This is a genomic window from uncultured Alistipes sp., assembly GCF_963931675.1.
Taxonomy (GTDB): Bacteria; Bacteroidota; Bacteroidia; order Bacteroidales; family Rikenellaceae; genus Alistipes.
The window spans coordinates 126,105-146,450 of sequence record NZ_OZ007039.1 but is presented as its reverse complement, the minus strand read 5'-3'; the positions used below and the strand labels follow the sequence as shown (position 1 = coordinate 146,450).

The 20,346-nt window shown below is 60.1% G+C and carries 24 protein-coding genes; 20 read left to right on the top strand and 4 right to left on the bottom strand.

The genetic code is table 11. The annotated features are described in order from the left end of the window. Positions 1-28: 28 nt before the first annotated feature. Positions 29-289: a 50S ribosomal protein L27 gene (gene rpmA, locus ABGT65_RS00650; protein ID WP_290535291.1), complete on the bottom strand. Its 261-nt coding sequence runs from the start codon at positions 287-289 to the stop codon at positions 29-31. 21 nt (positions 290-310) lie between these two features. After that, complete coding sequence (gene rplU / locus ABGT65_RS00645) at positions 311-622, bottom strand: 50S ribosomal protein L21 (protein WP_022308068.1); 312 nt, start codon at positions 620-622, stop codon at positions 311-313. A gap of 253 nt (positions 623-875) precedes the next feature. Between rplU and ABGT65_RS00640 the strand changes: the two genes are divergently transcribed. Then, positions 876-1,721, top strand: a complete 846-nt coding sequence (locus ABGT65_RS00640; protein WP_346699301.1) for a 3'(2'),5'-bisphosphate nucleotidase CysQ — start codon at positions 876-878, stop codon at positions 1,719-1,721. A gap of 133 nt (positions 1,722-1,854) precedes the next feature. Here the strand turns inward: ABGT65_RS00640 and ABGT65_RS00635 are convergent, their stop codons facing one another. Next, complete coding sequence (locus ABGT65_RS00635) at positions 1,855-2,121, bottom strand: hypothetical protein (RefSeq protein WP_346699300.1); 267 nt, start codon at positions 2,119-2,121, stop codon at positions 1,855-1,857. A 157-nt stretch (positions 2,122-2,278) separates the two neighbouring features. Between ABGT65_RS00635 and trkA the strand changes: the two genes are divergently transcribed. The 19 genes from trkA (at position 2,279) to ABGT65_RS00540 (ending at position 19,252) form a co-directional block, all read left to right on the top strand. Next, positions 2,279-3,619 carry a Trk system potassium transporter TrkA gene (gene trkA / locus ABGT65_RS00630; RefSeq protein ID WP_346699299.1) on the top strand — a complete coding sequence of 447 codons (1,341 nt, stop codon included), beginning with the start codon at positions 2,279-2,281 and terminating at the stop codon, positions 3,617-3,619. 150 nt (positions 3,620-3,769) lie between these two features. Continuing rightward, entirely contained in the window at positions 3,770-5,239 is a 1,470-nt protein-coding gene (locus ABGT65_RS00625) for a GH3 auxin-responsive promoter family protein (RefSeq protein ID WP_346699298.1), read from the top strand. A gap of 14 nt (positions 5,240-5,253) precedes the next feature. After that, positions 5,254-5,688, top strand: coding sequence for a DUF3997 domain-containing protein (locus ABGT65_RS00620; protein WP_346699297.1), 435 nt, complete (start codon positions 5,254-5,256; stop codon positions 5,686-5,688). Between the two features lie 64 nt (positions 5,689-5,752). Continuing rightward, positions 5,753-6,373: a deoxynucleoside kinase gene (locus ABGT65_RS00615; RefSeq protein ID WP_346699296.1), complete on the top strand. Its 621-nt coding sequence runs from the start codon at positions 5,753-5,755 to the stop codon at positions 6,371-6,373. Further along, positions 6,370-7,770 carry a methyltransferase RsmF C-terminal domain-like protein gene (locus tag ABGT65_RS00610; protein WP_346699295.1) on the top strand — a complete coding sequence of 467 codons (1,401 nt, stop codon included), beginning with the start codon at positions 6,370-6,372 and terminating at the stop codon, positions 7,768-7,770. The genes ABGT65_RS00615 and ABGT65_RS00610 overlap by 4 nt, the downstream gene beginning before the upstream one ends. A 2-nt stretch (positions 7,771-7,772) precedes the next feature. Beyond that, positions 7,773-8,396, top strand: coding sequence for a MerR family transcriptional regulator (locus tag ABGT65_RS00605; RefSeq protein ID WP_346699294.1), 624 nt, complete (start codon positions 7,773-7,775; stop codon positions 8,394-8,396). A 54-nt stretch (positions 8,397-8,450) separates the two neighbouring features. Then, positions 8,451-9,236, top strand: a complete 786-nt coding sequence (locus ABGT65_RS00600; RefSeq protein WP_346699293.1) for a Nif3-like dinuclear metal center hexameric protein — start codon at positions 8,451-8,453, stop codon at positions 9,234-9,236. A 22-nt stretch (positions 9,237-9,258) separates the two neighbouring features. Continuing rightward, the gene (locus tag ABGT65_RS00595) at positions 9,259-10,020 is read left to right on the top strand and encodes a C4-type zinc ribbon domain-containing protein (protein WP_346699292.1); all 762 of its coding nucleotides are present in this window, start codon (positions 9,259-9,261) and stop codon (positions 10,018-10,020) included. A gap of 318 nt (positions 10,021-10,338) precedes the next feature. After that, positions 10,339-11,919 carry an NAD+ synthase gene (locus ABGT65_RS00590; RefSeq protein WP_346699291.1) on the top strand — a complete coding sequence of 527 codons (1,581 nt, stop codon included), beginning with the start codon at positions 10,339-10,341 and terminating at the stop codon, positions 11,917-11,919. 3 nt (positions 11,920-11,922) lie between these two features. Continuing rightward, positions 11,923-12,345 carry a SoxR reducing system RseC family protein gene (locus tag ABGT65_RS00585; RefSeq protein ID WP_346699290.1) on the top strand — a complete coding sequence of 141 codons (423 nt, stop codon included), beginning with the start codon at positions 11,923-11,925 and terminating at the stop codon, positions 12,343-12,345. Beyond that, positions 12,345-13,394 (top strand): RnfABCDGE type electron transport complex subunit B, encoded by a 1,050-nt coding sequence (locus tag ABGT65_RS00580; RefSeq protein WP_346699289.1) that lies wholly within the window; start codon positions 12,345-12,347, stop codon positions 13,392-13,394. The genes ABGT65_RS00585 and ABGT65_RS00580 overlap by 1 nt, the downstream gene beginning before the upstream one ends. A gap of 18 nt (positions 13,395-13,412) precedes the next feature. Beyond that, a complete protein-coding gene (gene rsxC / locus ABGT65_RS00575) occupies positions 13,413-14,762 on the top strand; it encodes an electron transport complex subunit RsxC (protein ID WP_346699288.1) in 1,350 nt (449 codons plus the stop codon). Positions 14,763-14,808: 46 nt separating this feature from the next. Beyond that, positions 14,809-15,780: an RnfABCDGE type electron transport complex subunit D gene (locus tag ABGT65_RS00570; RefSeq protein ID WP_346699287.1), complete on the top strand. Its 972-nt coding sequence runs from the start codon at positions 14,809-14,811 to the stop codon at positions 15,778-15,780. Between the two features lie 12 nt (positions 15,781-15,792). After that, positions 15,793-16,458 (top strand): RnfABCDGE type electron transport complex subunit G, encoded by a 666-nt coding sequence (locus ABGT65_RS00565; RefSeq protein WP_346699286.1) that lies wholly within the window; start codon positions 15,793-15,795, stop codon positions 16,456-16,458. After that, on the top strand, positions 16,451-17,035 hold the full coding sequence (locus ABGT65_RS00560) for an electron transport complex subunit E (RefSeq protein WP_346699285.1): 585 nt from the start codon (positions 16,451-16,453) through the stop codon (positions 17,033-17,035). Before ABGT65_RS00565 ends, ABGT65_RS00560 begins: the two co-directional genes overlap by 8 nt. Positions 17,036-17,037: 2 nt before the next feature. Continuing rightward, on the top strand, positions 17,038-17,616 hold the full coding sequence (gene rsxA / locus ABGT65_RS00555) for an electron transport complex subunit RsxA (protein WP_346699284.1): 579 nt from the start codon (positions 17,038-17,040) through the stop codon (positions 17,614-17,616). A gap of 182 nt (positions 17,617-17,798) precedes the next feature. Next, the gene (gene hpt / locus ABGT65_RS00550; protein ID WP_346699283.1) at positions 17,799-18,341 is read left to right on the top strand and encodes a hypoxanthine phosphoribosyltransferase; all 543 of its coding nucleotides are present in this window, start codon (positions 17,799-17,801) and stop codon (positions 18,339-18,341) included. Then, positions 18,341-18,976 (top strand): 7-carboxy-7-deazaguanine synthase QueE, encoded by a 636-nt coding sequence (locus tag ABGT65_RS00545; RefSeq protein WP_346699282.1) that lies wholly within the window; start codon positions 18,341-18,343, stop codon positions 18,974-18,976. Before hpt ends, ABGT65_RS00545 begins: the two co-directional genes overlap by 1 nt. Beyond that, complete coding sequence (locus tag ABGT65_RS00540) at positions 18,977-19,252, top strand: septum formation initiator (protein WP_346699281.1); 276 nt, start codon at positions 18,977-18,979, stop codon at positions 19,250-19,252. A 51-nt stretch (positions 19,253-19,303) separates the two neighbouring features. Here the strand turns inward: ABGT65_RS00540 and thiL are convergent, their stop codons facing one another. After that, positions 19,304-20,242, bottom strand: a complete 939-nt coding sequence (thiL, locus tag ABGT65_RS00535) for a thiamine-phosphate kinase (protein WP_346699280.1) — start codon at positions 20,240-20,242, stop codon at positions 19,304-19,306. Positions 20,243-20,346: the final 104 nt, after the last annotated feature.

The window sequence follows — 20,346 nt, the reverse complement described above, 5'->3', positions numbered from 1 at the left end:
GAAGTTGGGGCGTTTCCCGCGCGAGGAATTACTCGCTCAGCGGGGTTACGCTGACATACGATTTTCCTTCGCCTTTCTTGCAGAACTCGACGGTTCCGTCTACGAGAGCGAAGAGCGTGTGGTCCTTGCCCATGCCGACATTCTCACCGGCATTGTGTACCGTTCCACGCTGACGAACGATGATGTTGCCCGCCTTTGCGAACTGACCACCGAACAGTTTGATGCCGAGTCGCTTGCTTTCCGACTCACGGCCGTTCTTCGAACTACCTACACCTTTCTTGTGTGCCATGATGCTTCAGTTTTTAAAGGTTTATGCAACGATTTCTTCCACGAGGATCTGGGTAAGGTACTGGCGGTGTCCGTTGCACTTCTGGTATCCGGTGCGACGTTTCTTTTTGAAAACCAGAACCTTGTCATCCTTCAGATGCTTGAGGATCTTGCACTTTACTGCGGCGCCTTCTACAACAGGTGCACCGACTTTGACCTGACCGTCGTTGTCTGTGAGCAGGACTTTGTCGAAACTTACGGACGAATTTTCTTCGCCCTGGAGACGGTGAACATAAAGTTTCCGACCTTTTTCAGCCTTGAACTGCTGACCTGCAATCTCTACGATTACGTACATTCTACGTGTAATTGAATGAATTCGGGTTGCAAATATAGGAATATTTTTCGAGAAACCATACAGAAACGAGAAAAAAATCGGAGAAGGGTGTCCGAGGCACGGTTTTGGCGGGAGCGAGTGGCGATTTTCGGATCGAATCTGTACTCTTTGACGGGAAGAGGTGTGTTGTGGTTCGAAAAATTTTCCGGTCTCATAAATTCTTGTTACCTTTACGATGGCAATAGAACATTCCGATCTAAAATTACGAGCGACGATGATAAACGACAAGGTGCGTATGTATCTGCTGCCGCCGCTGTTCAATGCGGCAGTCAGAGCTGGAGCCTCGATCATGCAAGTATACAAGAATCTCGACGACTACGATATCAGCCTGAAGGACGACCGGACCCCGATTACGCAGGCCGACCGGGTTGCACACCGGACGATCCGGGAGTATCTCGGGCCGACGCGGATTCCGATTCTTTCGGAGGAGGGGCGCGAGATGCGTTACGAGGAGCGTTGCAACTGGGAGCTCTACTGGCTGGTGGACCCGCTGGACGGGACTGTGGAGTTCATCAAGGGGAACAACGAGTTTACGGTGAACATCGCGCTGATGGAGAACAACGTCTGCATGGGGGCGGTGATCTACGTACCCTATTATGAGAAGATGTATATTGCGGGTCGGGATTCGGGTTCTTACCTCAAGGAGCGGATTGTACCCGATGCGGGTGCGGAGTACACCTACGAGGAGATCGTGCGGGACTGGACGCCGCTTCCTTTGGCCTCGGAGGCGCATCACGACCACCTTCGGGTTGCGCTGTCGCGCTCGCACCAGACCCCCGAGACGCACGAGTACGTGGCGCGCCTGCGGGAGCGCTACCCGGACCTGGAGGTTGTCGAGCAGGGGAGTTCGTACAAGTTCTGCCTGCTGGCCGAGGGTCGGGTCGACTATTACGTGCGCACGACCCACACCTATGAATGGGATACGGCAGCCGGGGAGTTGATCCTTTCGGAAGCGGGCGGCACGACGCGGTCGCTGCCCGACGACGGGGTGTTGCGCTACAACGAGGAGGACCTGCACAATCCGTGGTTCCACTGCCGGTCGAAGTTCTGCCCGTTCTGAGCGGGCGGCAGAGCGCACCTGTTTATATTATAGGTCCCGGCGTCCGATGCGGATGCCGGGATTTTTCGTGGAGAGGAGTGCCGTGTCGGGCGGTCGGGAAGGCGGGTGGCCGGGGCTGTCGATACTCCGGGAACTATTTGGCGGTCTTGTGCTCGATGTCGCAGGCTCCGCAGTTCCCGGAACATCCGGCGGCGGTGTGGCTGTCGGAGCACTCGGCCGAACCGTCGGCCTCGCGGGTCTCCTGCACGGCACATTTGATGCCGAGGCGCTGCATGTCCTTGTTGGTGGAGATCTCCGAGTCGATGTGGTGCCCCTTGATCATCAGCGTGAGGGACATCCCCACGACGAAAAAGGCGACGGCGGCGATGGCGCAGAGCAGGACGATTAACCAGGCGGGCATGGCGGGACGGTTTTTACGGGTTTAAATTTTGGCTTTCGGGGACAAATGTATATATTTGTAAGATAAATTGCAAGAATGTTGCCCGGCCGGTAGCGGTCGGGGGCCGTGCCGTACTGAACGGCTGCGGATTGAATGCGGATTTAATTCGGATGCGCGTATGAAAATCGTAATAGCGGGAGCCGGGGAGATGGGGAGCCATCTGGCGCGGATGCTCAGCGGAAACGGACACGACATCACGGTGATCGACAGCGATCAGAAGCTGCTGGCCGAAGTGGGAGCCCTGGCCGACGTAATTACCGTGGAGGGAGACTCTACGACCTTTGCGGTGCTGCGCAAGGCGGCGGTCCGCAAGTGCGACCTGTTCATCGCCGTAAACCACGAGGAGAACGACAACATCGTGGCGGCGATGCTGGCCAAGAAGCTCGGGGCGCGGAAGTCCATCGCGCGCGTCGACAACAACGAATACCTGGAACCCAACAACAAGGAGATGTTCATCGACATGGGCATCGACTACCTGTTCTATCCGGAGAAGGTGGCGGCGCAGGAGGTGATCAACCTGCTGGGCCACACCTCGACGACGGAGTATGTGGATTTTTCGAGCGGGAAGCTCTCGCTGGTGGTTTTCCGGCTGGAGCCGGCCTCGCCGCTGGTGGGGCAGGTGCTGTCGGGCTTCGACGACGACCCGACACCGCTGAACTGTCGGACGGTGGCCATTACGCGCGGGGGGCAGACGATCATCCCGCGCGAGGGCGAGGAGTTCATGGAGGGGGACGTGATCTACGTGATTGCGCGCCAGGACGCCGTGCGCGAGGTGATGGAGTTCTCGGGACAGACGAATATCGAGATCCGGAACATGATGATCCTGGGCGGTTCGCGGATCGGGATCCGGGTGGCCATGGAACTGCAGGACGAGGTGAACATCAAGCTCATCGACTATAACGCCGAGAAGGCCTACCGACTGGCGGAAATGCTGGACAAGACGTTGATCATCAACGAGGACGGCCGCAATACGGAGGCGATGATGGAGGAGGGGCTGTCGAACATGGACGCCTTTGTGGCGGTCACGGGGCGCAGCGAGACGAACATCCTGGCGGCGATGCTGGCCAAGCGCATGGGGGTGAAGAAGGTGATCGCGGAGGTCGAGAACCTGAACTACATCAACCTGGCGGAGTCGATCGGCATCGACACGATCATCAACAAGAAACTGGTAACGGCATCGAACATCTTCCGTTTCACGATGTCGACCGACGTGCAGGCGATCAAGTGCCTGACGGGGAGCGATGCCGAGGTGCTGGAGTTCATCGTGAAGCCGAACTCTCCGGCGACGAAGGCGCGGATCAGGGATCTGGGTCTGCCGGAGGATACGATCATCGGGGGCATCGTGCGCGGGGACAAGGTTTTCATTGCGGTGGACAACATGGAGATCAACCCTTACGACCGGGTGGTGGTTTTTGCCATGCCGGGTTCGGTGGGGAAGGTGGGATATTATTTTAACTGACGGGGTGCGGGGACGGTCCGGGGCGGATGCTGCCGGGGCGGGTGCCGCACATCGGTCGGTTGTCGAAAAAAACAGAGGAACGGAGCGCGGAATCGATCCGGGTGGATACGGCCCGGGCGGGTGCCGGGTCTCCGTCGAATGTTGGAAAAAATGTCTTTACGAAACAGCATACTCAGGGCGTGGTTTTCCCGCCGGGAACGGTCGATCGACCGGTTTCGGCGCTATCCTGCCGAGACGCAGATGCGGATGTTGGAGCACCTGCTGCGCCGGGGGCGCGACACGGAGTTCGGGGAGCGTTACGATCTGCGGCATGTCCGCACGTTGGAGCAGTTCCAGACGCGGGTCGAGACGTTCGACTACGAGCGCTTCAAACCCTATGTCGAGCGGATGCGCGAAGGGGCCCGGAATGTGACGTGGCCGGGTCGTGTGACGTTGTTCGCGCGCTCGTCGGGGACGACTTCGGACCGGAGCAAATACATCCCGGTGACGCGCGAGTCGCTGTGGCGGAACCATACGCTGGGAATGCGCGACGTGGCGACGGTCTATGCGGGGAACTACCCGCAGAGCCGGGTCCTGGAGGGCAAGACGCTGACGCTGGGCGGTTCGTGCGTGCGGGAGGGGCGCAATCTGGTCGGGGACCTTTCGGCGCTGCTGATCCACGAGACGACGTTCTGGAGCGGCTGGTTCCGGGCCCCGCGGATCGAGACGGCGATCATCCCGGATTTCGATGCGAAATGCGAGGCGATCTGCCGCGAATGCACGGGCGAACACATCACGGCCTTTGCGGGGGTTCCGTCGTGGAACCTGGCGCTGATGCGCCGGGTGCTGGAGTATACCGGGAAGCGGAACCTGCTGGAGGTGTGGCCCGACCTGGAGATGTTCGCCCACGGAGGGGTTGAATTTACGCCCTACCGGCGCTCGTTCGAGGAGCTGATCCCTTCGGCGGGGATGCACTACATGGAGACCTACAACGCCTCGGAGGGCTTCTTTGCATTGGCTGATGACCCGGCGCGCAACGACATGCTGCTGATGCTGGACTACGGGACCTTCTTCGAGTTCCGCCACGGGACGCAGATCGTCCCGCTCGAAGGGGTGGAGTGCGGCAAGGTTTATGCCGTGCTGATCACGTCGAACAACGGCCTGTGGCGCTACGAGATCGGCGACACGGTGGAATTTACCTCGACAAACCCCTGCCGGATCCGCTTTGCGGGACGCACGAAACAGTATATCAACGTTTTCGGCGAGGAACTGATCGTCGACAATGCGGAGCGGGCGCTTGCGGAGACGTGCCGCAGGACGGGAGCGGTGGTGAGCGAATATACGGTGGCGCCGTGCTACATGTCGCTGCGCGAACGGGGCGCCCACGAGTGGCTGGTGGAGTTCGACCGCGAGCCGGAGAGCCTGGAGGCATTTGCCGCGACGCTGGACGAGGAGCTGCGGGCGGTGAATTCGGATTACGATGCCAAGCGCCGCACGACGCTCGAACGCCAGCGGGTGATCCGTTTGGATCGGGGTTGTTTCCTGGCCTGGATGCGGGCCCGCGGGAAGAACAAGGTTCCGCGTCTGATGAACGACCGGCGGGTCATCGAGGACATCAAGGCCTTTGCGGGGATCAGGTAAAGCATTCATGGGCTATGAAAACAGGTATGTCATTCCTCATTTTAGGGTTGCTCCTGATTATGCAAAGCTGCGGATTTGTGTATGAACGGCATCTTACTGGGAATTATTACTTGATAGCGGTAGATACCAGGGAGGATATGGACGTGTGTTATCATCAACCGGACGATGATGCACCTTATACGGGGATAACCGGAGCGGGTGTTTATGCCGTAGGGTATGACGATGATTTTATTCTGGTCAAGGCATATCGCGCGTTGAGGGACAGTATGGGTATTCCCACGCAGCGTTATGACAGGCATACGACCGAGTATTATATTATTCCCGTAGACAACACGCAGGAAGCCTGGGAAGCACAGGAGAACAAATTCGGGGCATTCGGGCAAAAGGATTTTGAAGTTAAACGGAAAGAGCTGGGCGTGCCGGATGATATAATTTTCGAGGAGTTGTAAAATTATTAACGGGAAGAGATAATGCTTTGCGTTATTCCTTTTCCAAACCATTAACGATACGGTCATGTATATAGCCATTGCAGGAAATATCGGGAGCGGCAAGACGACGCTGACTCAGATGCTGACGGAGCGTTACGCCGCGAAGTGCTATCTGGAGGAGTGCGACAACCCCTATATCGGCGATTTCTACGAGAATATGAACCGTTGGGCGTTCAACCTGCAGATCTCGTTCCTCGGGAGCCGGATCCAACAGACGATGGACATGCTTTCGGACAGCGAGGCGGGTGTGATCTTCCAGGACCGGACGATCTACGAGGATGCGCATATCTTCGCGGACAACCTCCATGAAATGGGCCTGATGACGACGCGCGACATCGAGACCTACATGAAGATTTTCCGGCTGGTTACGTCGCTCATCCCGCAGCCCGACCTGCTGATCTACCTCAAGGCGAGTGTTCCGACACTGATTTCGCAGATCCGCAAACGGGGGCGGGAGTACGAGATGAACATCGACGAATCCTACCTGAAGCGGCTGAACGACAAGTACAACCACTGGATCGACACGATCTACGAGGGGGAGGTGCTGGTCGTGGACAAGGACCACGAGGATTTCGTTTCGGACCCGGCTGTTTTCGAGCGGATCTGCAGCCGTCTCGACGCTCTCAAAGCCCCGGAAGAGCGATGATGCTGCCCGAAGCGTTTACGGCCCGAGTTCTGCGCGACCTCGGGGCGGAGGAGGGTGCGGCCCTTTGCGCGGCGCTGGAGTCGGAAGCCCCCACGTCGGTGCGGCTGAACCCGGCGAAGATCCCGGGCGGACCGGCCGGTGAGTTCCCGTGCGGGGAACTCCCCAATCTGCAGCCCGAACGCCGGGTTTCGTGGTGCCGGGAGGGCTGGTATCTGACCGAACGCCCCTCGTTTACGTTCGACCCCGACTTCCATGCCGGAGCCTACTACGTGCAGGAGGCTTCGTCGCAGTTTGTGGAACACCTGCTGGAGGGGGCGCTTCCTCCGGGCGCCCGGCTGCTGGACCTCTGTGCGGCCCCGGGCGGCAAGACGACCCTCTACGCCTCGCTGGTGGGTCCGGAGGGGCTGGTCGTGGCGAACGAAATCGACCGCCGCCGGGCCTCGGTGCTGGCCGACAACGTGCGCAAGTGGGGTACGGGCAACGTCGCCGTGACGTGCTGCGAAGCCGGGGCGCTGGGCGATTTCGAGGCGTGGTTCGACGTCGTGGCGGTGGATGCCCCCTGCTCGGGCGAAGGGATGTTCCGCAAGGATACCGCGGCCCGCGGCGAGTGGAGCGAAGCGAACGTGCGGCTCTGTGCGGCGCGTCAGGACGGGATCCTGCGCGAAGCGTGGCGGGCCCTGAAGCCGGGCGGCACGCTCGTGTACAGCACCTGCACCTTCAACCGCGACGAGGACGAAGGGTCGCTGGAACGCCTGCTGGCCTGGGCCGAAGCGGAGGTGGAGGAGACGGCTCCTGTCGACGTGGAGGCGTCGTGGGGTGTGGTCTGCGGACGCGTCGGGGCCTTCCGGACCTTCCGCTTCTATCCCCACCGGGCATGCGGCGAGGGGTTCTTCGCCGCCGTGGCGCGCAAGTCGGCGGATGCCGGCGGCCGGATGCGGACGCCGAAACCGCGCCGGGCACTCTTTGCCCCCGTGGACCGGAAAACCGCGGCGGAGCTCTCCCGCTGGCTCCGCGAACCGCAGCGGATGCACTTTGCGGCGGTGGGGGAGACGTATTACGCCTGGTATGAGACGCAGTCCGAAGCGGTGCGGACGCTCTCCGAGGTGCTGCCGGTGATCTGTTCGGGGGTGGCGATGGGCCAGCTTTTCAAGGGGGTGCTGAAACCCGATCCGGCGCTGGCCTTCTGCCCGGAGCTGAACCGTGCTGCCGTGCCGATGGCCGAGCTGGACGAAGCGGAGGCGCTGCGTTACCTGCGGCGTCAGGAGATCGCCGCCGCGGGGCTGGCCGAAGGGATGAACCTCGTCGGGGTGCGGGGCCGGGGGCTGGGTTTTGCCAAACGGATCGGGGGCAGGGTGAACAACCTCTATCCCCACTCATTGCGAATCATGAAACAATAGATATGGCCGAGAAGATTTTTTATACGATGGGCGAAGTGGCCGAGATGTTCGATGTCAACACCTCGCTGATCCGCCATTGGGAGTCTCAATTCTCGATCCTGCGCCCGAAGCGCAACAAGAAGGGCAACCGGCTCTTCTCGCCGCAGGATGTCGAGCACCTGAAAATGATCTACCATCTGGTCAAGGAGTGCGGCATGACGCTCGAAGGGGCGAAGAAGGCCTTGCGGAAAGGCAATGCCGTCACGGCGGTCGGCCGTGATACGGAACTGATGGAACGCCTGCAGCGGATCCGGTCGCTGCTGGCCGAGGTCCGCGAGGAGCTGAAGGCCGGGGCGGGGGAACTTGTCGAAGGGGGCGAAGCGCTCTCCGGCGGTGAAGCGTCGGAGCGCCCGGCAGCGGAACCGTCGGCCGAAACGCCGGCCCGCCGACGTCGGGCCCGGGCCGTGGTGAAGATCGACGAGACGCCGGATGCGGGAACCGCTCCGAAACCGGGCTCGGCCGCTCCCGAGCGCCCGGAGGCGGTGCCCGGACAACCGACGCGCCAGAACGGCCGCAAACCCCGTCGCAAGAAGGAGGAGGTCGAAAACAAGGAGCTCTTTGCCTTCTACGAACAGTCGCTTTTCTGATCCGGTGCCGGCAGGGATTGGGCCGACAGTTGTTTTACGAATTTCCATATTGCTATGTTGATCAGAGAAATAACCGACGTTATCGAACGTTTTGCTCCGCTTGGGTGGCAGGAATCCTATGACAATGCGGGACTTGTCGTCGGGCGTCACGACGACGATGTGCACCGGGCCCTCTTGGCCGTGGATGTCACCGAGGAGGTGCTCGACGAGGCCGAAGCCGAGGGTTGCGACCTGGTGATCACCCATCACCCGCTGGTTTTCCACGCCCTGAAGCGTTTCAATTCGGCGGATCCCGTACAGCGCTGCGTCGAGCGCGCCATCCGCAGCCGCATCGCCCTCTACGCCTGCCACACCAACCTCGACAGCGCCCCCGGCGGCATGAGCTGGCGCCTGGCCGAGATGCTCGGAATCGGAAACCTCCGGCTGCTGCAGCCCTCTCCCGTCGCCGAAGGAGTGGGATTCGGGGTTGTGGGGGAACTCCCCGAAGCCGTTGATCCCCTGGAGTTTTTGCGTTTTATCCGCAAACGGCTTGAGGTGGGCGCCATACGTTACAGTGACATAGCGCGTTCCGAAGTGCGGCGCGTGGCGCTCTGCACCGGGGCCGGGGCCTCGCTGATCCCCGACGCGCTCCGCGCCGGAGCCGAACTCTACATCACCGCCGACCTCAAGTACAACGACTTCATGACCCCCGACAAGGGGCTCATTGTAGCGGATATAGGCCATTTTGAAAGCGAATATTGCGCAATTCAACTTTTATTTGACGTTTTGTCGAAAAATTTACGTACCTTTGCGGTTCGCAAGAGTGAGCGCTCTCGCAATCCGGTGAATTACCTGCTCTGAGTCTAAACTATACAATACATATATGGCAACGCAAAAGAAAACCGCCGACGTTGATTATTCGATGCAGGAGAAGATTCTGGCTCTCTACGAGTTGCAGAAGATCGACAGCAAGATCGACGAAATCAACAAGGTAAAGGGTGAACTGCCTCTTGAGGTGCAGGACCTCGAAGACGAAATGGCCGGCATGACCACGCGCATCGAGCATGTCAATGCCGAGATCGAAGAGCTCAACACGCTGACCAAACAGCGTAAACGCGAGGTCGATCAGGCGAAAATCATGATCGGCAACTACAAGGAGCAGCAGAACAACGTGCGTAACAACCGGGAATTCGATGCCATCTCCAAGGAGATCGAATACCAGGAACTGGAAATTGAACTGGCCGAAAAACGGTTGAAAGAGTACGCTGCGGGGATCAAGGGTAAGAAACTCCAGCTCGAAGAGGCCGAAAACCTCTCGAAAGAGCGTGCTGCGGACCTCGCCGCCAAGAAGGCCGAACTCGACGGAATCGAGGCCGAAACGGCTCCCCAGGTCGCCGAGTACGAGGCGCAGCGTGAGCGCGTGCTGGCCAAGATCGACGAGCGCCTGCTGTCCGCTTACGACCGGATCCGGCGCAATGTCCGCAACGGTTTGGCCGTTGTGACCGTCAAGCGCGATGCCTGCGGCGGCTGCTTCAACCGCATCCCGCCCCAGCGCCAGGTCGATATTCGTCAGGGCAAGAAGATCATTGTCTGCGAGTATTGCGGCCGCATTCTGGTGGCCGATCCCGAGGCCGCCCAGGAGTAACCCGGGGGCCGTCCGAGGGGGCAGAGACCCCGTAGCGTCGAGGACCGTGATGAGACCGGGCGATGGAGTCGGGTCGTGAAACCGCCGCCGGAGACCTTGGCCCTCGCGCAAAATGTCCCGGGGTGTGCCCGAAATGAAAAAATAAGTTCCGAAACGGGATTCCGACAAACTCCGGAGTCCCGTTTCGGTTTCTTTTTTTGTTTTTAAAGATTTTTGTAAAGTCGAGAATGTGAATTTATTAACACCGAAAAGATTTTCGTCTTTTGCAAATAATCCTTAAATTTGCCGCGATGGATTTTTCCGACTTAAATTACTGCCATGAAAATAGCCATAGCCCAGCTAAATTACACGATCGGTGATATCGACGGCAATACCTCCAAAATCATCGATTCCATCAACAAGGCAAAGGCCCGGCACGCCGATCTGGTGATTTTCGCCGAGCAGGCCGTCAGCGGAACTCCGGCTTTCGACCTCTTTCGCAAAACCACGTTCCTCGAACTCTGTGAAGATGCGCTCGTTGAAATAGCTTCCTGCTGCGACGGTATCGCCGCCATCGTCGGTCTCCCGATCCTTACTGCACAGGGTACGATCAGTGCCGCAGCACTCATCCAGGACCGCAAGGTCCTCCGCTATGTCGGCAAAAAATACATTACGGCCCGCCGCGAAATGGGCTTCCTCTCCCCCTCCAAAGGGTATGAATACGCCACGATCAAGGGCCACAAGTGCGCGATCATCGTCGGCGACGACCTCAGCCGCGAGCACGATTTCGACAAGTCCGTCGAAACCATCATCTCCATCAATGCCCGACGATACGGGAAGGGCACCATGATCTACCGCTATGAAATGATGCGCAACCTGGCCTTCGTCGAGGGCAAGAACCTCGTTATGGTCAACCAGGTCGGCGGATCCACGGAGATCGTCTACGACGGCACCTCCGGGGCCCTGAACAAACGCGGTGAACCCGTTCTGATGATGAAGAACTTCGAGGAGGATTTCCAGATCTTCGATACCCGGGCCGAGTACGAGCCGATCCTGATCCCTTCGACCTACAACGACCGTACGAGACTCGTCTACGAGGCTGCCCGTTGCGGACTGCGCGACTTCTTCCACAAAAACAATTATGAAAAGGCCGCTGTCGGACTCTCGGGCGGTATCGACTCCTCCGTCGTGGCCTGCATCGCTGCCGACGCCCTCGGCCCCGAAAATGTCCGCGCACTGCTCATGCCTTCGCCGTTCTCCTCCGACGAATCCGTCGAGGATGCCAAGGAGCTGGCCCGCAACCTCGGAATCGAATACAACGTCATCCCCATCTCGGAGATCTACAACAGCGTGGTCGATACCCTGAAGCCCGTTATCGGCGGGACGGAGTTCGATGCCACGGAGGAGAATATCCAGTCCCGCATTCGCACGGTCCTGCTCATGGCCCTGCAGAACAAGACCGGCCATGTGCTGCTCAACTCCTCGAACAAAAGCGAAAACGCCCTGGGTTTCTGCACCCTCTACGGCGATACGGCCGGTGCCTTCAGCCCCACGGGCGACCTCTACAAAAGCGAAATCTACGACGTTGCCCGCTATATCAACCGCACGCGCGGCAATGTCATCCCCGAGAGCATCCTGACCAAGGAACCTTCCTCGGAACTCCGTCCCGGACAGAAGGACAGCGATATTCTCCCGCCCTACGAGGTTGTCGATGCCATCCTTTTCCGCATGATCGAGGAGGGGCAGCATCGCGAGGAGATCATCAATGCCGGATTCGACTCCGAAGTCGTCGAGAAGATACACTCCATGATCATGCGCAACGAGAAGAAACGTTTCCAGTTTCCGCCCGTCCTGCGCCTCTCGTCGTGCTCGTTCGGTCACGAACGGCTGATGCCGCTTACGAACAAATACGGAGACTGAGGCGTGGAACCGGGGATAATCGAACACGAAGGCGTCGTGGAGCGCGTCGAAAAGGGCGCCGTCCTTGTGAAGATCACCTCCCGGAGCGCCTGCGGTGCCTGCCAGGCCCGTCAGGCCTGCGGTATGGCCGAGGCGCAGGAGAAGATCGTTGTCGTCCCTGCGCCCGACGCCGCGGATTACCGCCCCGGGCAGGCCGTCTCGGTCGGCGTGCGCAAAAAGGCGGGACGCATCGCCGTCCTGCTGGCCTATGGCGGGGCGCTCGTCGTCCTGTTGGCGGCCCTCGTCCTTGCCGTGGCGGTCTTCGGTGCCAGTGACGGGGTCGGCGTCCTGGCCGCTTTGGGCAGCGTGGCCCTCTACTACGTCGCCCTCTGGATCTGCCGTCGAAAAATCGAACACACAATTCAATTTACAATAACTAAAATCTGATGGAAGTATTACTTTACACGATCCTGACACTGTGCGTGTTGGGTGTGCTCGCTGCCGTGATCCTCTACTTCGTGGCCCAGAAGTTCCGCGTCGAGGAGGACCCCCGCATCGACGAGGTGGAGAAAATGCTGCCCGGAGCAAATTGCGGCGGTTGCGGTTTCGCCGGTTGTCGAGGTATGGCCGATGCCCTGGTCAAGCGCGATGACATCTCCGAGCTCTTCTGCCCCGTGGGCGGCGGCGACTGCATGAAGGTCATTGCGGCCTACCTCGGAAAGGCCGCGGCTGAAAAACAGCCCGAAGTCGCTACGGTCCGTTGCGGCGGAACCTGCGAAAAACGCCCCCGGACCAATGAGTACAACGGCGCCAAATCGTGCGCTGTGGTCGCGTCGCTCTACGCCGGTGAGACCGGGTGCGCGTTCGGATGCCTCGGGCTGGGGGATTGCGTCGCAGCCTGCGCTTTCGACGCCATTCACATGAATCCCGAGACCGGACTCCCCGAGGTCGATCCCGAAAAGTGTACCGCCTGCGGTGCCTGCGTCAAGGCCTGCCCCAAAATGGTCATCGAACTGCGCAAAAAGTGGCCCAAGAACCGTGCGGTCTATGTTTCGTGCGTCTCGAAGGACAAGGGCGCCGTCGTCATGAAGGCCTGCAAGACCGGATGTATCGGTTGCGGCAAGTGTGAGAAGGTGTGTGCTTTCGGCGCCATCACCGTGGAGAACAACCTTGCTTACATCGACCCGCAGAAGTGCAAACTCTGCCGCAAGTGCGTGAACGAGTGTCCGACGGGTGCCATCAAACTGGTCGGCATGGATCCGCTGCCCAAGGAGCCCAAGGCTCCCGCCGCCCCGAAAGCCGCTCCCGCCGCCCCGAAGGCTGCTCCGGTTGCTGAGAAGGTCGTCGAGAAGGCTGCCGAAAAGGCCGCCCCGAAGGCTGAAAAGGAGGCCCCGAAGGCTGCTCCGGCTGCTGAGAAGGTCGTCGAGAAGGCCGCCGGAAAGGCCGCTCCGAAAACCGCTCCCGCTGCAACGAAAGAGCCCAGTCATGAATCGTAAAAAAACGTCAGCAGAGATATGAAGACATTTCCAATGGGCGGAGTCCATCCGTCGGAAAACAAACTGAGCAGCGCCAAACCCATCGAGGTGCTTCCGTTGCCCGAGGTGGTCAATATCCCCCTTGCACAGCATATCGGTGCCCCGGCCGTGGCCAAGGTCGCCAAGGGCGACAAGGTCCTCACGGGCCAGCTCATCGCCGAGGCCGGCAGCTTCATGTCGGCGAACATCCACGCCCCGATTTCGGGTACCGTCACGGCCGTCGACATGGTCGCCAACGGTCAGGGCCTGCGCCAGATGATGATCACCATCAAGCGCGAAGGCGACGAGTGGGCCGAAGGGATCGACCGCTCGGAGACGCTCGTCAAGGAGTGCAGCCTGTCGGCGCAGGAGATCATCGCCAAAATCAAGGAGGCCGGTATCGTCGGTATGGGCGGCGCCACGTTCCCCACGCATGTCAAACTCTCGATCCCCGCCGGGAAGAAGGCCGAATGCGTCATCATCAACGGCGTGGAGTGCGAGCCCTATCTGACCTCCGACCACCGCATGATGTTGGAGCACGGTGAGGAGATGCTCGTCGGCGTCACGATCCTGATGAAGGCCGTCGGCGTCGATAAGGCTTACATCGGCATCGAGAACAACAAGCCCGATGCCATCGCCCATCTCTCGAAGATCGCCGCCCAATACAAGGGCATCGAGGTCGTGCCCCTGAAGGTCCGCTACCCGCAGGGCGGCGAAAAGCAGTTGATCGCGGCCGTCACGGGCCGTCAGGTCCCGCCTCCGCCCGCTCTGCCGATCGATGTCGGCGCCGTGGTCTGCAACGCCTCGACCACCTTCGCCGTCTACCAGGCCGTGCAGAAGGGGTTGCCGCTCATCCAGCGCGTCGTCACCATCACCGGCAAGAACCTCAAGGAGCCCAAAAATCTCCTTACACGCATGGGTACCCCCGTCTCGGCCCTGATCGCCGCCGCCGGAGGCCTGCCCGAAAATGCCGGCAAGGTCATCAACGGAGGCCCGATGATGGGCCGCGCGATGGTCAACCTCGACTCGCCCGTTACGAAGGGCTGCTCGGGAATCACCGTCATGTCGGAGAAGGATGCCCGCCGCCGGGAGGCTTCCCAGTGCATCAAGTGCGCCAAGTGCGTTGCCGCCTGCCCCATGGGTCTGGAGCCCTACTTCCTCTCGAAGATGACCCAGAAGAAGAACTGGGACGAACTCGAAGCCCGCATGATCACCTCCTGCATCGAGTGCGGCTGCTGCCAGTCCACCTGCCCGGCCTACCTGCCCCTGCTCGACTGGGTGCGCCTCGGTAAACAGACCGTCATGGGCCGCATCCGAGCCCGTGCCGCTGCGGCCGCTCCCAAAAAATAAGCCCCGCACGATAAACCCGAAAAGTTAAAATTTTACGATAACACTTATGGCAAACAAACTTATTGTCGCTCCCGCACCGCACGTCCAGACCGCTCAGTCGACGGCCTGCATCATGCGTGACGTGGTGATCGCCCTGTTGCCTGCGCTGGTCGTCTCGGCCATCGTCTTCGGGGTCGACGTGCTCCGCGTGACGGCCATCTCGGTCGCTGCCTGCGTGCTGTTCGAATTCCTGATCCAGAAATTCCTCGTCCGCGGGTCGCTCACCATCTCCAACTGGTCGGCAGTCGTTACCGGTGTGCTGCTGGCCTTCAACCTCCCGGCTTCGATTCCCTGGTGGATCGTCGTCATCGGAGCCTTCGTCGCCATCGCCATCGCCAAGATGACCTTCGGCGGCCTCGGCAAGAACCCCTTCAACCCGGCGCTCGTCGGCCGTGTCTTCCTGCTGATCGCCTATCCCGTGCAGATGACCACCTGGCCCCTGCCCGTCACCGGCGCCTTCGACGCCCTCTCGGGCGCTACGCCCCTGGCCGCCGTCAAGCAGGAGGTCGCAGGTCCCGATGTCCTCGGCGTGCAGGATCTCCTGCTCGGCAACATGCCCGGTTCGCTGGGTGAGGTCGCCACGCTGGCCCTGCTCCTCGGCTTCGTCTACCTGCTCTGGCGCCGCGTCATCACGTGGCACATCCCCGTGACGATCCTCGCCACAATGGCTCTCTTCGCCTTCCTCGTGGCCCTCTGCTCGGGCGAGTCGGGCGAAATGCTCTGGCAGCTGCCCCTGTTCCATGTCCTCGCCGGCGGTGCCATCCTCGGCTCGGTCTTCATGGCTACCGACTACTCGACCTCGCCGATGACCGTCAAGGGCGGCGTGATCTTCGCCATCGGAATCGGCGTCATCACGATGCTCATCCGTCTGTGGGGTGCCTATCCCGAGGGTATGTCGTTCGCCATCCTGATGATGAACGCCTGCGTGCCCCTGATCAACAAGTATGTCAAACCCAAACGCTTCGGCGTCGTAAAATAGGAGGAGGCAACCATGAAAAGTACACTTGTCAACATGACCTCCGTCCTCTTCGGCATCACGCTCATCGCGTCGGCCGGAGTCGGCGTTGTCAACATGATCACCGAAGAGCCGATCGCCCTGGCCAAGGAGGCCGCCACGAAGGCCGCACTTATGGAGGTCCTCCCGGCATTCGAGACGACCGAGGAGCAGACCCTGACGATCGACGAAATGCCCATCACGGTCTACACCGCCTCGAACGGCGGCGAGGTCGCCGGATATGCCGTGCAGACCATGACCAAGCAGGGCTTCAACGGCGTGATCCGTCTGATGGTCGGGTTTACGCCCGACGGCGAGGTCGTCAACGTCAACGTCCTCGAACAGGCCGAAACCCCCGGTCTGGGGACCAAGATGGCCGACGAAGGCAATGTCCTGCTGGGCAGCATCCAGGGCCAGAAACTCGAAAACAAGAAACTCGTCGACGGAAAACTCGCCGTGAAGAAGGACGGCGGCGATGTCGATGCACTCACCGCGGCAACGATCTCCTCGCGGGCCTATGTCGATGCCGTAAATCGCGCCTGGATGGCTTACAGAAGCGTCGCCGAGGGCGTGGCCGTCACCGATACCGCATCCGGTGCCACCAATACCGCTGCTGCACAAACCAACGAGCCGGAAGCTCAGGAAGGAGGGCAAAATGAATAAACTGAAAATCGCAATCAGCGGCATCATCAAGAACAACCCGACGTTCGTGCTGGTGCTCGGTATGTGCCCCACGCTGGGTACGACCACTTCGGCCGAGAACGGTATGGGCATGGGCCTCGCTACGGCCGCCGTACTCGTCATGTCGAACCTTGTGATCTCGCTCATCAAGAATCTGATCCCCGACAAGGTCCGTATTCCGGCCTTCATCGTCGTGATCGCTTCGTTCGTGACCATCATCCAGATGTTGATGCAGGCCTTCGTGCCGCCTCTCTATGCCTCGCTCGGCGTATTCATCCCGCTGATCGTCGTCAACTGCATCATCCTCGGGCGTGCCGAGGCCTTCGCCTCGAAAAACTCCCCCGTCGACTCGATGCTCGACGGTGTGGGCATCGGTCTCGGGTTCACCCTGTCGCTGACGGTCATCGGTGCCGTGCGCGAGATCCTCGGCAGCGGCGCCATCTTCGGTGTCAGCCTCGGACTTGCCGACTACACCCCGCTGATCTTCGTCCTCGCACCCGGAGCCTTCCTCGTGTTGGGATACTTGATGGTCCTGTTTAACAAATTAGCCAAGAAGTAGTCATGGAGATCTCTTATTTCGCAATCATTATCGGCGCCATCTTCGTCAACAACGTCGTCCTGGCCCAGTTCCTCGGCATCTGCCCCTTCCTCGGCGTTTCGTCCAAAGTCGAAACTTCGATGGGTATGGGCGCCGCCGTTACGTTCGTCATGGCGCTCACGGCTCTCGTCGCATGGCCCATTCAGACCTATATCCTCGTCCCGCTCCACATCGAGTACATGCAGACCATCGTCTTCATCCTCGTGATCGCGGCGCTCGTCCAGATGGTCGAAATCATCCTTAAGAAACTTTCCCCGTCGCTCTATCAGGCCCTCGGAATCTTCCTCCCCCTGATCACGACCAACTGCGCCGTGCTCGGCGTGGCCATCCTCATGATCCAGAAGGAGTTCAACCTCCTGCAGAGCGTGACCTACTCGGTCGCTACGGCCTTGGGATTCGCCCTTGCGCTGGTGCTCTTCGCCGGAATCCGCGAACGCCTCGATTTCGAGGATGTCCCCAAGGCTTTCAAGGGAATCCCCATCGCCCTGATCACCGCCGGTATTCTGGCCATGGCCTTCATGGGATTCTCCGGCCTCGTATAGTCCCGGTCGGATAGCCGGTGCCGATACGCCGGTACGTTGCGGTTCGGTCCGAACGCCACCCTGTACGCAGGGCCGTTCGGACCGAATCTTGTAAAAAAACAGCTTCGTTTCTTCGTTTCTTCTCCGCAATTTTCTATTTTTGCACATCCGAATTCCCTTAATGCTTAAAATCCTGAACCCAAATGGAGGATGTCATAAAACTTCACGACAAAAAGTTCAGAATCATGATCCCGGCCGCTGAAATCGACCGAGCCGTCGAAGCCGTCGCCCGGCGGATCAATCAGGATTACGCCGGAAAGGAGACCCCGATTTTCCTCGGCATTCTGAACGGTTCGTTCATGTTCATGAGCGACCTGATCAAGAAAATCCAGTTCCAGAACGAACTCTCGTTCGTGAAACTCGCCTCCTACGAGGGTACCGAATCCTCCGGGCAGGTCCGAAGCCTCATCGGGTTGAACAACTCTATCGAGGGCCGACACGTGATCATCGTCGAGGACATCGTCGATACCGGGGAGTCGATCGACCACATGATTCGTGACCTCGAAACCCGAAAACCCGCCTCCATCGAGGTCTGCACGCTCTTCTTCAAACCCGGGTCCTACCGCAAGGAGCGCCCCATCAAGTACAAAGCCATGGAGATCGGCAACGAATTTATCGTCGGATACGGCCTCGACTACGACCAGCTGGGCCGCAGCCTGAAGGATATTTACGTCGTTACGGAATAATGGCTCTCACGATCGATCCCGCACTCTTCGGCGGCGGGCGCAGACTGCCCCTTGTCGAGGATTTCTATACCATTCAGGGCGAGGGATTCCATGCCGGAAAACCCGCCTATTTTATCCGTTTGGGCGGCTGTGATGTCGGGTGCCGCTGGTGCGATGCCAAGTACACGTGGAATCCGACGCTCTATCCCCCGACCGACGTGCAGACCGTGATCGACCGCGCCACGGCCTGTCCCGCTCAGGCCATCGTCATTACGGGGGGCGAGCCGCTGCTTTATCCGCTGGGCGTTCTGACCGAGGAGCTCCGCGCCCGGGGGCTCGAAATCTTCCTCGAAACTTCGGGCTCACATCCCTTCAGCGGCGTCTTCGACTGGGTGTGCCTCTCGCCCAAACGCCAGCAGCCTCCTCTGGAGGAGGCGTTCGCAAGGGCCGACGAACTGAAGGTCATCGTCGAGTCGGAAGCCGATCTGGAGTGGGCCGAACGGAATGCCGCCCGGGTCCGGAAACGCTGCCTGCTCTACCTCCAGCCCGAATGGAGCGTCGCCGGGCAGGTCATGCCCCTGCTGGTCGAGTATGCCAAGGCGCATCCCCGCTGGAATATCTCCATCCAGACCCACAAGTACATGCATATCCCATAGATGAATATTCAGCTCGGCCGCAGATTCTGGATCGTCCTCACGTCGGTGATCGTCGTCTTTTCGCTCTTCGTGATCGGGCGAAATGCCATACATGCCGTGAAGATCAAACGGCAGATCAATGCCCTGGAGCACGAGCGGAGTTTCTATGTGGAGAAAATCGCGCTCGACAGCGCCCTGCTGGAACAGTTGCGGTTCGACGATTATCTCGAAGCCTATGCCCGCGAGCATTACCACATGCAGCGGCGCGACGAGCATGTCTATATCCTCGAAGAGTAGTTCCGGATTGAAGGACCCGCATGGAAAGCGGGCCTTTTTCATGTCGGCGGTCTAATAATGGGCAAAACCGTGCCAGTCGAGTGCTTCGGGGCGTCCGTTGCGCAGCCACGTCAGACCCCCGTCCGGGGTGATGCGCCCGATGGGGTGGAGCGGGGTGCCGAATTGTGCCTGGAATTCCGCGGCAAGCCGTTCGGCACCCTCCGGGGCCGCCGTGAAGAGCAGTTTGTAATCCTCGCCGCCGCAGGCCGCCGTCCGCAGGTCCGAACCCGCGGCGACCGGAATGCGTTCCAGGTCGATCTCCGCTCCCGTGTGCGAAAGTTCGAGAATGTGCCCCAGGTCCGAGGCCAGGCCGTCCGAAAGGTCCATCATCGCATGGACCTCCGCCCGCCCGCCGAGCCAGATCCCCTCGTCGACCTGCGGCTGCGGATTGCGGTGCACGGCCGCCAGCGGCGTGTCGGGGCGCCCCGCCAGAATATCCTGCAGGCCCGTTCCCGAAGCCCCCAGCTCCCCGGCCACGAAGACCGTATCCCCCGCAAGGGCGTCCCGGCGACGTTTGAGACGGGTCGCCGCGCCCCGGCCGATCGCCGTGACGTTGATCGTGATGCCCGATTCGGAGCGCGTCGTGTCCCCGCCGACGAGCGGCGTGCCGTAGCGTGCCGAGAGCGCCCGGTAACCCTCCATGAACTCCAGCGCCCAACTCCCCGCGGCATCCCGCGGCAGGGCGATCGACAGCAGTGTCGCAACCGGACGCACGCCCATCGCCGCTACGTCGCTCAGGTTTACGGCGAGGGATTTGCTGCCCAATTCCCGGGCCGTGGTCGCCGAACGCAGGAAGTGAACCCCTTCGGTAAGCAGGTCTGACGTGAAGACCAGCACTTCGCCGTCCGTGAGCGGCAGTACGGCACAATCGTCGCCGATCCCCTCGAATCCGTTGTCGGGAAGTGCGGCGAAAAGCCTCCGTATTTGGTCGATGAATCCGAATTCCGTCATGTTTTTTGATGTGCCCGTGAGGCAAAGATACCGTTTTTTCGGCGAAAATAACTACCTTTGTTCCCGAAATGCGTCTCTTGTGCTCCGCACTTCGAATTTTATAG

Excerpts from the sequence above, each read along its gene's own strand:
- ABGT65_RS00600 (WP_346699293.1), top strand. The coding sequence starts at position 8,451 with ATGTTGATCAGAGAAATAACCGACGTTATCGAACGTTTTGCTCCGCTT.
- ABGT65_RS00545 (WP_346699282.1), top strand. The coding sequence starts at position 18,341 with ATGGCTCTCACGATCGATCCCGCACTCTTCGGCGGCGGGCGCAGACTG.
- ABGT65_RS00560 (WP_346699285.1), top strand. The coding sequence starts at position 16,451 with ATGAATAAACTGAAAATCGCAATCAGCGGCATCATCAAGAACAACCCG.
- ABGT65_RS00540 (WP_346699281.1), top strand. The coding sequence starts at position 18,977 with ATGAATATTCAGCTCGGCCGCAGATTCTGGATCGTCCTCACGTCGGTG.
- ABGT65_RS00625 (WP_346699298.1), top strand. The coding sequence starts at position 3,770 with ATGTCTTTACGAAACAGCATACTCAGGGCGTGGTTTTCCCGCCGGGAA.
- ABGT65_RS00565 (WP_346699286.1), top strand. The coding sequence starts at position 15,793 with ATGAAAAGTACACTTGTCAACATGACCTCCGTCCTCTTCGGCATCACG.
- thiL (WP_346699280.1), bottom strand. The coding sequence starts at position 20,242 with ATGACGGAATTCGGATTCATCGACCAAATACGGAGGCTTTTCGCCGCA.
- ABGT65_RS00620 (WP_346699297.1), top strand. The coding sequence starts at position 5,254 with ATGAAAACAGGTATGTCATTCCTCATTTTAGGGTTGCTCCTGATTATG.
- ABGT65_RS00640 (WP_346699301.1), top strand. The coding sequence starts at position 876 with ATGATAAACGACAAGGTGCGTATGTATCTGCTGCCGCCGCTGTTCAAT.
- ABGT65_RS00635 (WP_346699300.1), bottom strand. The coding sequence starts at position 2,121 with ATGCCCGCCTGGTTAATCGTCCTGCTCTGCGCCATCGCCGCCGTCGCC.
- trkA (WP_346699299.1), top strand. The coding sequence starts at position 2,279 with ATGAAAATCGTAATAGCGGGAGCCGGGGAGATGGGGAGCCATCTGGCG.
- rplU (WP_022308068.1), bottom strand. The coding sequence starts at position 622 with ATGTACGTAATCGTAGAGATTGCAGGTCAGCAGTTCAAGGCTGAAAAA.
- hpt (WP_346699283.1), top strand. The coding sequence starts at position 17,799 with ATGGAGGATGTCATAAAACTTCACGACAAAAAGTTCAGAATCATGATC.
- ABGT65_RS00590 (WP_346699291.1), top strand. The coding sequence starts at position 10,339 with ATGAAAATAGCCATAGCCCAGCTAAATTACACGATCGGTGATATCGAC.
- ABGT65_RS00570 (WP_346699287.1), top strand. The coding sequence starts at position 14,809 with ATGGCAAACAAACTTATTGTCGCTCCCGCACCGCACGTCCAGACCGCT.
- ABGT65_RS00580 (WP_346699289.1), top strand. The coding sequence starts at position 12,345 with ATGGAAGTATTACTTTACACGATCCTGACACTGTGCGTGTTGGGTGTG.
- rpmA (WP_290535291.1), bottom strand. The coding sequence starts at position 289 with ATGGCACACAAGAAAGGTGTAGGTAGTTCGAAGAACGGCCGTGAGTCG.
- ABGT65_RS00610 (WP_346699295.1), top strand. The coding sequence starts at position 6,370 with ATGATGCTGCCCGAAGCGTTTACGGCCCGAGTTCTGCGCGACCTCGGG.
- ABGT65_RS00605 (WP_346699294.1), top strand. The coding sequence starts at position 7,773 with ATGGCCGAGAAGATTTTTTATACGATGGGCGAAGTGGCCGAGATGTTC.
- rsxA (WP_346699284.1), top strand. The coding sequence starts at position 17,038 with ATGGAGATCTCTTATTTCGCAATCATTATCGGCGCCATCTTCGTCAAC.
- ABGT65_RS00615 (WP_346699296.1), top strand. The coding sequence starts at position 5,753 with ATGTATATAGCCATTGCAGGAAATATCGGGAGCGGCAAGACGACGCTG.
- rsxC (WP_346699288.1), top strand. The coding sequence starts at position 13,413 with ATGAAGACATTTCCAATGGGCGGAGTCCATCCGTCGGAAAACAAACTG.
- ABGT65_RS00595 (WP_346699292.1), top strand. The coding sequence starts at position 9,259 with ATGGCAACGCAAAAGAAAACCGCCGACGTTGATTATTCGATGCAGGAG.